The sequence below is a fragment of the Pseudomonas sp. 05N434 genome, assembly GCF_056396965.1.
Genome location: NZ_JBFTMK010000024.1, coordinates 10,638 through 22,979, shown reverse-complemented (window position 1 = coordinate 22,979; position 12,342 = coordinate 10,638). Strand labels below are relative to the sequence as shown.

Here is a 12,342-nt window from a genome sequence, read left to right as displayed (position 1 = left end):
GTTTTCAATCATCACAGGAAGACACTTATGAGCGCTCATACCCGTACTAAACGATTGACGGTTCCGCAACTGGTCGCGATGAAGGGCCAACAGAAAATCGTATCCCTTACGGCGTACTCCAGCTCTATTGCCAGGTTGATAGACCCAATCGTCGATTTCATTCTGGTCGGTGACTCTACTGCTATGGTCGGCTATGGTCGGGCCTCGACGCTGAGTATGCAGCTCGAAGAAATCATCGGACACACCCGGGCCGTGGTCGACAGCACGCGCCTGTCTTGCGTCATCGCCGACATGCCTTTCGGCAGCTATCAGGAATCTAACGAACAGGCCTTTCGCAATTGCGCGCAGGTCCTGGCGCGCACCGGTTGCGATGCCGTCAAGCTGGAAGCCAACAAGGCCCTGGCGGGTACCGTCGAGTTTCTGGTGGCACGCGGTATTCCGGTCATGGCCCACGTCGGGCTGATGCCGCAGTTCGTCAATGTCATGGGAGGGTTCAAGGCCCAGGGCCTGACCGCCGAAGCCGGTGCGATGATTGCCGAGGACGCTCGGGCCAACCTCGAAGCCGGTGCCTTCAGTCTGCTGCTCGAGGGGGTGGCCGAAGGCGTGGCCCGGCAAATTACCCTGGATTCGAAAATGCCCACCATCGGCATTGGCGCCTCACCGGCCTGTGACGGCCAGGTGCTGGTGACCGAGGACGTGCTGGGTCTGGGCGGTGAACAGGTGCCGCGCTTCGTCAAGCAGTACGCTGATGTCGGCGCGGTGATTCGCGGCGCTTGTGAGCGTTTTGCCGAAGAGGTGCGCGATGGCCGCTTCCCTGAATCGCGGCATTGCTATGGGCTCTAGGCATAGCTATGGTTCTTCGCTGATAGCCTGGGCCAGTTTCTTCAGGGCCAGGGGAATATCCTTGCTCCAGTCGAGGGTGTAGCTCAGGCGCACGTGATGCCGCCAGGCCCCCTGCTGGCTGAATATTTCCCCGGGGGCGATAACGATGCGCTGGGCCAGCAAGCGCTCGAACACCCGCCGCATGTCCACCGAGTGTCTGGCCTCGAGCCAGAAGGTCGCTCCGCCTTGCGGGGCGACAACCCGTAACTGGCCATCGCCGTGCGCCTCCAGCAAGGCCTCCATCCGTTTCATCCGGTCCAGCAGCATGGCCCGCAGCACCATTAGATGCTGGTCGATGCGCTTGGAGCTGAAGAGTTTGGCGATCGCTTTCTGACGGATCGGCGACAGACGAAATGCCCGTTCCAGAAATAGCCGATGCAACTGAGGCCCGTGTCGGCGACACAGTACATAACCATAGGGCGCTTCCGAGCCGATGATCTTGTCGAAGGTTGAGAACACCAGCAGCTTTTCCGGATCGGCAAAATCGCGATAGCGCGCGGGTTTGGGAGAGAAATAGAACTCGCCGTAGCTGTCGTTTTCGAACAGCCAGACATCCCGCTCCGCCAGCCAGCGACAGATTTGCTGTTTATCCTGCGCCGGCATCAGCTTGCCTTGGGGAATATTCACGGTCGACGACAGCACCGCCAGCCGAATGGGCTCACGCCTGAGCAACTCACTGAGCGTGGACAGATCGAAGCGTCCATCCTCGCCGAGCGGGACTTCGATCACGCGAATCTTTGCTGCCTGCAGTTGACGCAGGATCGCCCATGAGCAAGGCGACTCCACCAGCGCCACAGTGCCCCCCAGATTCAAGGCGCTGAGGGACAATTCCAGCACACTGCGCAGGTCCGAGCCGATAAACACGTGCTCGGCCTGCCAGTAGCTGTGAGTGGAACGGGTGTAGCGGTCGGCCAGGGCGCCGCGTAACTCGGGCTCGCCGAACGGCTGATAGAGTGGCRCATGGGAGCGCGGGTATTGCCGGGCCAGTTCGCGCTCCATCATCAACAACGGGTTTTCCAGCGACAACAACATCGCCGGCGCGTCGCTGCTAAGGGCCAGCATCCCCGGCTGGCGCGCGTTGGAGAATACGCTGTCCAGCAGATTGGGCGAGCCCTCGTTCAATAAGGGGGCCGGCATCGCCTTGGTGAAATAACCGAACTTGGGTTTGGCATAGATCCGTCCCTCGTCTTCGAGAAGCGAATAGGCGTACTTGGTCGTCGACACCGACACATTCAGGCGCCGGGCCAGTTGCCGCAAGGACGGCAATTTCTGTTCACGTTCCGAATTGGCGGTTTCGATCAGCTCGACCAGATAGCGGTACACCGCCTGATAGGCGAAAGAGGCGTCTTTGGTTGTAACCAGGCTCACTTGTTGAAATTCCTGTGTGCCCACTGCACGAAAACGCTGGCGACCTGAAGCGGCAAGCCTGAGGTATGTTTTTCCAGGTGTTCTCCGGCGATGATCTGGGACCTGATGGCAATGCCATCAAGCAAAACCAGGAGACACTCGAAAGGAAATGGCATGCTCTTCATCCCTGTAGTGATTGCCAATAAAACTATTCTTGCATAACTGGGCAGCGTTCCCGCGTTACCGGACAGGCTACGGATGGAGGAGGGGGGGGGCCAATATGCAAAATCCCCGTATCAGCGAGTGATTACGGGGATTTTGTGTCTATCGAGGTCCGTGGAAAACCACGGTTCCTCTTTACACGTTGAAGCGGAAGTGCATCACGTCGCCATCCTTGACGATGTATTCCTTGCCTTCCAGACGCCATTTACCAGCTTCCTTGGCACCGGCTTCACCCTTGAACTGGATGAAGTCGTTGTAGGCGATGACTTCGGCGCGGATGAAGCCTTTCTCTAAGTCGGTGTGGATCACGCCAGCAGCTTGCTGCCGCCCTGATCGCCGACTCCTCGAACAAGACCCAGCGCGGCATGATCATCGCAGGCCGGACAGCCGAGTCGCTCAAGAACATTGTCAATGGCACCAGCGCGGTGTCCAGCCTGGTGTCGCTGATCTACCAGGCTTCCAGCGAGCAGGCGTCAGGTTTGCAACAGGCCAGCGTCGGGCTTGAGCAGATCGATGAAGTCACCCAGAAGAACCATTCCAGCTCGCAGGAATGTGCGCTGGCGGCCCGCGACCTTTCGGAGCGGGTATCGCTGATGCAGCGGGTGTTGGGGCGTTTCAAGGTCAAGAGGGCCTAGCCACAAAGCCCCGTCGGGCAACGAGGCTACGGGTCCGGCCTCGTTCCTCAAGTGCGGGGTGCCAATAAAATGGCGATTACCGTTCATCTGAAATGGTTTTTGCCTACCGTTAACGGGTTATTGACACTTCTCGCCCGGCGTCATGATAATTGCGCGCCATTTCCGGGCGCAGGAGCGTCCGGAAGGGTGATCGGTGAATGATCGGTGATGAACGGCGGAAAAGTGATTTCTCATTTTCTTCCAACGGCACTATCCCGCATTTAAAGCTTCCAGCCCCGAGTTTCAGGGTTCGGCCCAGCCAATTTCGCTGACTTAACAGTCTCCCCCTGAGCCTGGCTCGGGGCGCTTGTGTACGTCATTAGAAAAAGTCCCTCGCGAGCAGGCGTCGAGGGGCCGATCACGCTCGTGTTGTATCCGGTTCAAAGGGAAAGGGAGTTGCATTTGAGTCAGGTCACCTTAGCCATCCGCGATCTGCGTGATGAGCAGATATTGTTGCGCGAGGGCGGTTTTTATTGGGTGGCTGTGGATCAGGCGCGCGATGCGGCGACGCTGGCAGCCCAGTGCCTGGCAGCGATGCCGGCCGATGCGCGAGCGATGCTGGTGTGTTGCGGGCATTCAAGTCGGGACGTCGCCCAGAAGATGGCGGCCTATGCCGGCCCCGGCGAGCTGAAGCTGTTCGACATCAACGAAGCCGACGTCGGCCGGGCCCTCAAGTCGCTGGTCGGCGAGCTGACCCGTGCAGCGCCGGTGGCCGGCAGTGCCATTGTGCTGATGCTGCCCACCAGCGCCTGGCAGAGCGAAGTCGCGCCAGGGCTGCGGCACTGTTGCCAGGCCCTGGGGCAATGGTTGGGGCGACGCCAATGCACTTTGCTGATGATCGGTCACGGCCAGGCGCCTCAATTGCATGAGCGTCTGTTGCGGCTCAACGAGACCATTTCAGGGCTTGCCCAGCTCTATCGCCGTGACGGCGGTATTCATTACCAACTGCACTATTGGCACAGCGAGCTGGGCGTGTGCAGTGGGCAGGCGTTCGAGCTGGAGTTGCGCGTGGACGGTTTTGCGCTGTCGGCCAATGAGCAGAGCGGCGCGCAACTCACCCACACCGACGATCAGCGCATCTACCTGACCCAGCGTGCCGTGCTCGAAGGCGCACCGCCGTTGTCGGATCAGTGGAGGCTGTTCGAGAACCGCGAGGACTTGCTCCAACAAGCGAGCCGCGCCCGCGCCGCCAGCATCATCGTCGCCATCGACAGCAACTTGCAGGTCGAGGAATTGGCCCGTCAGATCCATGCCTTGCGCAAGCGCTGCGGTAGCGCGCTGAAAATCATCGTACGTGAAATGGAGCCCTGCCTGCGTTACCGGGACGAGCGTCTGCTGGTGTCCTGTGGGGCCAACATGACGGTGCCTTATGGCACTACGCTGGCGTACTTCTTCAGCATTATCGACAGCGCCCAGGGCCAGACCTGGCGTCACAGTCGTACCTCCGACCTCCAGTCGCTGTTCAAACGCCTGCGTCCACCTGCCGAGCGCGGTCTGTTGTTGCCGCGCGAATTCATCAGCACGGTGGAACGCGTCTATGGCGGTGCCTCCGGTGAAATCAGCCACCAGATGCTCAGGCTGACACCGCGCGGTGGCCTGGAGATCGAGCAGTACCTCAATCAGATCGACCTGCGTCGTTTCGGTGATGTCGCCTGCGTGGTCGATGGGGCTTTTTATCTGTTCCTGTTTGCCTGTCGCGCGGATGGGCTGGAGCCGGCATTGGAGAATATCTGCCGGCTGGCCTGGCGCGATCTGTTCAGCGACATCCAGATTCTCTCCGGCGTCGACGCCTTGCCGCGCGAGGCTTTCCTTGCGCAGGCGTCGCTGCCTTCCAGGCTCCCTCCGGTAGAAGAACGCGGGGCCGCTGGCGCTGCCGACGTCGCCGAGTGTGGCGCTTATTCTCCTGAACGCATCACGCTTGCCATTGCGGGGCATTGTCCATGAGTTATTCCGAACTGCTTCAGGTAATCGGCCTTAGCAGCCTGTTGACCCTGGCGCTGATCCTGGTGCTGGCCAGGGTGGGGCGCCATCTTCTCGATGTTGTGCAGGGCTTCTTGCCCCCGCGTTACCTGAAATCCGGTGGGGTGCGGCGCCGCGCCCCAGCCCGGAGTGAGCCCCATGAATCGGTCTGAAGTCGCTTATCCAACGCCAGTGCCCGTCTGGCCGGGCCTGGGGGCGTGGAACCTGTACTTCATCCTCAAGTTTGCACTGCGGCCTGGCTGGCCAGCGCCAATGTGCTGGCCCTGCATGCGCGCAGCGAACCGGCCGCAACGTCGACCAGCGACGCCCCCGTGGCGGCAGCGAGCTCCGCCGAGCCGGACAGTGCGACGCTTGAGGCGTACCTGCAGAAGTTCTACAGCACCGAAGCCGGGCGTCAGGTGGAGTTCATGCCGTCGACCTCTGCCGCGCAGCCGTTCGACCTGTTGCTGATCAATATCTGCTCCATGGCCTGGGATGATCTGGAAGCCGTGGGCCTGCGCGATAACGCACTCTTTCAGCAAATGGACGTGATTTTCGACAGCTTCAACTCGGCCACCGCCTACAGTGGCCCGGCTGCCATCCGTTTGTTGCGCGCTAGCTGCGGGCAGGTCCCCCACATGCAGCTCTACGGCACTGCGCCACCGCAGTGCATGTTGATGGCCGACCTGAGCAAGCTGGGCTTTGCCAGCGAAGTGATGCTCAACCACACCGGCCAGTTCGAAGGTTTTCTTGACGAAGTCCGTGCCCAGGGCTCGTTGCCGGGGCCTGCTGTGAATACCAGCAAACTGCCCCGTGCATTGGTGGGCTTCGACGGTTCGCCGATCCTGCGCGATTCGCAGGTCCTGGACACTTGGTGGAAGCACCGTGAAGCCGGGACGAACGAGCGCGTGGCACTGTTCTACAACACCACCACGCTGCATGACGGCAACCGTGCGCTGACCCCCGATGGCGGCACCAAGAGCGCCGATTACAAACCGCGTGCCCAGGGGCTGATCGATGACCTCAGTGGCTTCATCAAGCAACTGGAGTCGACTGGCCGGCGGGTGGTCGTGGTGATCGTACCGGAGCATGGTGCGGCGCTGCATGGCGATCGCATGCAGATCTCCGGCATGCGCGAGATCCCAAGCCGGTCCATCACCCACGTGCCGGTCGGTATCAAGTTGGTGGGCATGGGGCGCAACGCCAATTCCGCTCCACTGCACATCGCCGAGCCGAGCAGTTTCCTGGCCCTGTCGGAAATTATCAGCCGTCTCTACACCGCCCAGCCCCAGGGCGATGGCCAGGGTCCCGACTGGCCGGCCCTGCTGAGCAACCTGCCGCAGACGGCGGCAGTTTCCGAGAACGCTGGCACCGTGGTCGTCGACTACGCCGGAAAACCTTACGTACGAATCAAGGAGAAAGGTGGATGGCTGCCCTACCCACAGCGCTTCAAGTGAAAGCCAGGGCGCAGTCGCGTGCGGATCGTGCCGACGACATCGCCCGTTTGAAACTGGAGATCGAGCTGCCCGAACTGGACTACGTGGACATTTCGGCGCAGATCGAATTGCAGAAGGCCCTGCATCGCTGGCCACTGCTGGGAGAGGTGGAGCGCCTGCGAACGGCGGTCCTGGTACCGACACGAAAGTCTGAGCAGGAGGCGCTGTCGTGACAGCTCTGAGCCTGCGAGGTCTGCGCGGGGGCGTTGGCACCAGCGCGTTGGTGGCGGCCATTGCCCATGCATTGCATCGTCTTGGCGAGCGCGTACTGCTGGTCGACATGTGTCCGCAGAACCTGCTTCGCCTGCATTTCAATGTCCGGGTCAGCGAGCGCAGCGGCTGGGCGCGCGCCATGATCGACGGGGAGGATTGGTACACCCAGGCCTGGACCGTGCAGCCGGGATTGGACGTGCTGCCTTATGGCCGCCTGAAACTGGCCGAGCAGGAGCAGGTCGAGCAAAACCTGCGCAAGACGCCGGAGCTGTGGCTTCACCGACAGGCCAGTCTCGCCGAGCGCTTTGACTGGATTCTGTTCGATGTACCGCTGCGCCTGCCCGGTCATTCCCGTGTCGGGCCTTGTGCGTTGCGCCTGCAGGTTGTCGAGGCGGATGCCGCCTGCCATGTGCTGTTGCAGCAGGAAGAAGACCCTAGCGAGTATCTGCTGATCAACCGCTTCGACCCGGTCAGTCAATTGCAGCGCGACCTGCAACTGATCTGGCGCAAACAATATGGCGACCGGCTGTTGCCACTCAACGTGCATCGGGATGAAGCCATGCACGAAGCCCTGGCCTTCAAGAAGCCGGTGGGGGCTTATGCCCAGGCCAGCCTAGCGGCCCAGGACGTGTTGAGCCTGGCCACCTGGTGCCTGGCTCGACGCCTGGAGGCCGTATGATTGCCCGCATTTTCCCGTTTGCCCGCTTGTATCGGCGCTATGACAGTGGCTTGCCGGTTGCGCTGCTGCTGGCGACATTGAACGCCTTGGCGTGGATGTTCTTTCGTCTGGAGTCGCCGAGCTGGCGCTATGTGCTCGATCAGCCAAAGCGCTGGTATCCGCAACTGGCCCATCGGTCACCGAGGCTGGGCGACCCGCTGCGTTATGCCGTGCAAAGTCTCTGGCTGCTGCTGGTTCGCCCGGTACCGCGGCGGGCCAGGAGACTGGCGTCCCCCGATTGGCTCAAGGCCCTCGGGAGGCGATATCTGCGCCTGGGGGCGTGGATGGGGGAGGCGCTGGAAAGCGCACCCCGGCGCGCCTGGACCAACCAGCAGATTCGCCAGGGCAGCCATTGGTGGAAGGGGCTGGACCGTCGCAACCAGCGGCTGATCAACGTGGCCCTTGGGGCCGTCGCCTTCATGTTGATGTTGTTGTGCATCACCGAGCCTTTCGGCTACCTCGCCCAATTGGTCTTAGTCCTGTTGTTGTGGGGCCTGGCCATGCTTGTGCGACGGGTGCCGGGGCGTTTTACGACATTGCTGATGGTGGTCTTGTCGGTCATCGTCTCGTGCCGTTACCTGTGGTGGCGCTACACCTCCACCCTGAATTGGAACCAGCCGCTGGACCTGGCGTGCGGATTGATCCTGCTGGTGGCCGAAACCTATTCGTGGGTGGTGTTGATCCTCGGTTACATCCAGACCTGCTGGCCTTTGGGCCGCAAGCCGGCGCCGCTGCCACGCGACACGCGGCTGTGGCCCAGCGTCGACTTGTTGATCCCGACCTACAACGAAGATCTGTCCATCGTGCGGGGCACGGTGTATGCGGCCATGGGCATCGACTGGCCGGCCGACAAACTGAACATCTACATTCTCGACGACGGCAAGCGCGAGAGTTTCCGCCAGTTCGCCGCGCAAGTCGGTGTCGGCTACATCACCCGCAACGACAATCGTCACGCCAAGGCCGGTAACCTCAACCACGCGCTGACGTTGCTCGACAGCGAGCTGRTCGCCATTTTCGACTGCGACCATGTGCCCGTGCGCTCATTCCTGCAAATGACCACTGGCGGTTTCTTGCGTGATCCGAAACTGGCGCTGGTGCAGACCCCGCATCACTTCCTGTCGCCAGACCCCTTCGAGCGCAACCTCAATGTGTTCCGCGAGCGCCCCAACGAAGGCGAGCTGTTCTACGGGATGGTCCAGGACGGCAATGACATGTGGAACGCCGCGTTCTTTTGTGGCTCGTGCGCGGTGCTGCGCCGCGCGGCGGTGATCGAGATCGGCGGCTTTGCCGTCGAGACCGTGACCGAGGACGCCCACACAGCGCTGCGCTTGCACCGCAACGGCTGGAACTCGGCCTATATCAAGATCCCTCAGGCGGCGGGCCTGGCCACCGAGAGCCTGTCGGCGCATGTCGGCCAGCGCATTCGCTGGGCCCGAGGCATGGCGCAGATCTTCCGCACCGATAACCCCTTGCTCGGAAAGGGCCTGACCTTCTTCCAGCGCATCTGCTACGCCAACGCGATGATGCATTTCCTGGCCGGTCTGCCGCGCTTGGTGTTCCTCACGGCGCCGCTGGCTTTTCTGTTCCTGCATGCCTACATCATCTACGCGCCGGCGCTGATGATCCTGCTGTACGTGCTGCCGCACATGATCCACGCCAGCCTGACCAACTCGCGAATGCAGGGCGCCTATCGCCAGACGTTCTGGGGCGAGGTGTACGAGACCGTGCTGGCCTGGTACATCGCACGCCCCACCACGGTGGCACTGTTGAACCCCAGCAAGGGCAAGTTCAACGTGACCGCCAAGGGCGGCCTGATGGAGCGCAACCAGTTCGACTGGAAAATCGCCCAGCCGTACTTGCTGCTGGCGTTGTTGAACGTTGCGGGCCTGGGCTTTGCCGCCTGGCGTCTGGTCTGCGGACCCGACAACGAGATCGCCACCGTGTGGGTGAGCATTCTCTGGGTCATCTACAACCTGCTGATCATCGGAGCCGCCGTGGCGGTGGCCGCTGAAGTGCGCCAGGTTCGCCAGACCCACCGAGTGCACGCCAAGTTGCCCGCTGCGGTGCGCCTGGAGAGTGGTCATTCTTACCCCGGCACATTGCAGGACTATTCGGACGGTGGCGTGGGCATCCAGCTCGACGCTTCGTTGTCGCTGCCGTTGGGCGGGCGTATCTCGCTGATGATGCAGCGCGGCGATCGCGAGTTCCTGTTCCCGGGCCACATCAGCCGCAGCCACAAGAATTTCGTCGGTATCAGTTTCACCGCCCTCAGTACGCAGCAGAAGATCGATTTTGTGCAGTGCACCTTCGCCCGTGCCGACGCCTGGCTCAACTGGGGCGAGAACTTTGCCCCGGATCGTCCGCTGCACAGCTTCGTCGACATCCTCAAGCTTGGCGGCATCGGCTATTACCGCCTTTACGAATACCTGCCTGCCTGGGTCCGTCGCATCGCCCGCCCGCCGCTGCGCCTGTTGCGCGGGGTGTTCAGTTTCCTGCCGCGTATGCCAGCGGCTTCCCCTTTTTCCGATTCCCGATCAGTGAGCGCACTATGAGCGGCTTCTTCAGCAAACACCTTGTTGCCAGTCTGGCGCTCCTGACCATGGATTGCGCCCAGGCAGTCACCGAGCCAACACCTGACATGCCAGCTGCGGTCAGCAGCCTACCGGGCTGGAGCACCGCCTATAGCTTTGAACAGCTGGGGCGTCCTGCCGACAACCTGTTGCTGGGTATCCGTAACAGTGACCAGATCGAATTCAGCCTGCGCCGCGACCGCATCGCCAGCGATGCAAAATTGCAGCTGGAATACACACCGTCGCCTTCGCTGTTGCCCCAGACCTCGCACTTGCGTGTGTATCTCAACGACGTGCTGATGAGCGTTGTACCGATCGAGAAAGACCAGTTGGGCAGGAAGGTCACCCAGTCGGTGGCGTTGGATCCGCGCCTGGTTTCCGATTTCAACCGCGTGCGCCTGGAGTTCGTCGGCCATTACACCGATACCTGCGAAGATCCGGCCAACAGCACGTTATGGTTGAACGTTGGGCGTAGCAGTCAGATCCAGGTGCAGGAGCAGCCTCTGACGCTCAAGAACGACCTGGCCTATTTCCCGATGCCTTTCTTCGACATCCGGGGCCAGGGCAAGCCGGTTGTCAACCTGGTCTTCGCCGACGCGCCGACGCTGGGCGAGCAACGTGCTGCCGGTATCCTGGCATCCTACTTCGGCAGCCAGGCCGGTTGGCGTGGTGCACAGTTCCCTGTGCTGTTCGACCAGTTGCCGCCCGCCGACGGGCAGAATCGCGCCCCGTCGGCCATTGTCTTCGCGACCAACGATCACCGCCCGTCCTTCCTGGCCGACATGGACACGTACCCGGCCGTGGATGCGCCTGTGGTGCAAATGATCGACAACCCCCAGGACCCTTACAGCAAGGTGTTGCTGGTATTGGGCCGCAACGACGATGACCTGGCTGTGGCCGCCCGTGCCCTGGCCTTGGGCGGGGACCTGTTCCGTGGTTCGCGTGTAACCGTCAACCAGGTCCGGCAGCTCAAGCCCCGGGTGCCTTATGACGCGCCGAATTGGGTGCGTACGGACCGTGCGGTGCGCTTCGCCGAGCTGATCAAATACCCCGAGCAGCTTCAGGCGAATGGCCTGCAGCCACGGCCGATCACCGTGGACGTGAATCTGCCGCCCGACCTGTTCGTCTGGCGCAGCCAGGGAATTGCACTGCAAACCCGGTTCCGTTACACGCCACCGTCGGTCAACGACGAATCGCGCCTGGCCGTCAGCCTGAACAACCAGTTCATCACCAGCCTGGCACTGCAAGGCAAGGCCGGCAGCCGTCTGGAGGAGTTGCGCCTGGCGGTGTTGTCCAGCGAATCGGCTGACCTCAACGAAAAGCTGCTGGTGCCTGGGTTGAAGATTGGCGATCGCAACACCTTGCGTTTCGACTTCAACTTCGCCAGCACCTTCGGCAGCGCCCAGCGCGATCGTTGCCAGACGTCGCTGCCGGTGAACAACCAGGCGGTGATCGATGAAGAATCGACGATCGACCTGACCGGCTACCATCACTACATCGCCATGCCCGACCTGCGCGTCTTTGCCCGCAGCGGTTTTCCGTACAGCCGCATGGCCGACCTGTCGGAAACCCTGGTGATGGTCCCGGCTCGCAGCCTTCCTGTACAACTGAGCACCTTGTTCGAGACCATCGCCGCCATCTCCGCGCGCACTGGGCTGCCGGCGTTCGGCCTGCGCCTCTCGGACAATTGGGACGACGCGAAGGCGGATGTCGACCTGCTCGTATTCGGCGCCATGGCGCCGGGAGTGGGCAATGGCGCCGATGCCAACCTGGTGCTGGACCAGACTCGTGACTGGCTGTTGAAACCTGCCAGTGAGCACAATGGCAAGTCACCCCGGGCCGGCCAGCTCAGCGATGAACGCGACCAGGGGACCAACCGCGTCGAAGTCAGCGCCCAGGCACCGATCGCTGCCATCGTCGGCCTGCAATCGCCCCGTCATGAACAGCGCAGCATTGTGGCCCTACTGGCCAGCGATGAGGCCGATTACCAACTGCTGCGCGACACCTTGGGCGACAGCGGCAAAATGGACGCCGTGGCCGGCTCCGTGACGCTGATCCGCAGCAGCGGCGTTGGCAGCAGTTGGGTGGGCCAGCAGTACTTCGTCGGTCGCCTTCCGTGGTGGCTGCTGCTTTGGTACCAGTTGTCCGAGCACCCGGTCCTGTTGGCGGGCCTGGCCTTCACCAGCGTTCTGCTGACGGCCTTCCTGCTGTGGCGCGCCCTGCGTTGGGCTGCCCGTCGTCGTCTGGCTGGCCAGGAGTGA

The 12,342-nt window shown here is 62.0% G+C and carries 9 protein-coding genes and 2 pseudogenes; 9 read left to right on the top strand and 2 right to left on the bottom strand.

The features are described 5' to 3' along the window. The first annotated feature begins 27 nt into the window (after positions 1–27). On the top strand, positions 28–843 hold the full coding sequence (gene panB / locus AC1DLB_RS03045) for a 3-methyl-2-oxobutanoate hydroxymethyltransferase (protein WP_018929558.1): 816 nt from the start codon (positions 28–30) through the stop codon (positions 841–843). Positions 844–849: 6 nt separating this feature from the next. Here the strand turns inward: panB and AC1DLB_RS03040 are convergent, their stop codons facing one another. Both AC1DLB_RS03040 and AC1DLB_RS03035 read right to left on the bottom strand, forming a co-directional pair. Beyond that, positions 850–2,250, bottom strand: coding sequence for an aminotransferase-like domain-containing protein (locus AC1DLB_RS03040; protein ID WP_477784578.1), 1,401 nt, complete (start codon positions 2,248–2,250; stop codon positions 850–852). 336 nt (positions 2,251–2,586) lie between these two features. Beyond that, positions 2,587–2,772: pseudogene (locus AC1DLB_RS03035) on the bottom strand (DUF933 domain-containing protein); the annotation flags it as partial. Between AC1DLB_RS03035 and AC1DLB_RS03030 the strand changes: the two are divergent. From AC1DLB_RS03030 to bcsB, 8 genes and pseudogenes are all read left to right on the top strand, one after another. After that, positions 2,766–3,086: pseudogene (locus AC1DLB_RS03030) on the top strand (methyl-accepting chemotaxis protein); the annotation flags it as partial. The pseudogenes AC1DLB_RS03035 and AC1DLB_RS03030 overlap by 7 nt on opposite strands. A gap of 441 nt (positions 3,087–3,527) precedes the next feature. After that, complete coding sequence (gene bcsE, locus AC1DLB_RS03025; protein WP_477744027.1) at positions 3,528–5,069, top strand: cellulose biosynthesis protein BcsE; 1,542 nt, start codon at positions 3,528–3,530, stop codon at positions 5,067–5,069. Next, positions 5,066–5,257 (top strand): cellulose biosynthesis protein BcsF, encoded by a 192-nt coding sequence (bcsF, locus tag AC1DLB_RS03020; protein ID WP_204125536.1) that lies wholly within the window; start codon positions 5,066–5,068, stop codon positions 5,255–5,257. Before bcsE ends, bcsF begins: the two co-directional genes overlap by 4 nt. 45 nt (positions 5,258–5,302) lie before the next feature. Further along, positions 5,303–6,541: a cellulose biosynthesis protein BcsG gene (gene bcsG / locus AC1DLB_RS03015; protein WP_477784577.1), complete on the top strand. Its 1,239-nt coding sequence runs from the start codon at positions 5,303–5,305 to the stop codon at positions 6,539–6,541. Beyond that, positions 6,511–6,753, top strand: coding sequence for a cellulose biosynthesis protein BcsR (gene bcsR / locus AC1DLB_RS03010; RefSeq protein WP_204125534.1), 243 nt, complete (start codon positions 6,511–6,513; stop codon positions 6,751–6,753). The genes bcsG and bcsR overlap by 31 nt, the downstream gene beginning before the upstream one ends. Beyond that, positions 6,750–7,472 (top strand): cellulose biosynthesis protein BcsQ, encoded by a 723-nt coding sequence (bcsQ, locus tag AC1DLB_RS03005; RefSeq protein ID WP_204125533.1) that lies wholly within the window; start codon positions 6,750–6,752, stop codon positions 7,470–7,472. The genes bcsR and bcsQ overlap by 4 nt, the downstream gene beginning before the upstream one ends. Beyond that, positions 7,469–10,063 (top strand): UDP-forming cellulose synthase catalytic subunit, encoded by a 2,595-nt coding sequence (bcsA, locus tag AC1DLB_RS03000; RefSeq protein ID WP_477784576.1) that lies wholly within the window; start codon positions 7,469–7,471, stop codon positions 10,061–10,063. The genes bcsQ and bcsA overlap by 4 nt, the downstream gene beginning before the upstream one ends. Then, a complete protein-coding gene (bcsB, locus tag AC1DLB_RS02995) occupies positions 10,060–12,342 on the top strand; it encodes a cellulose biosynthesis cyclic di-GMP-binding regulatory protein BcsB (protein WP_477744024.1) in 2,283 nt (760 codons plus the stop codon). The genes bcsA and bcsB overlap by 4 nt, the downstream gene beginning before the upstream one ends.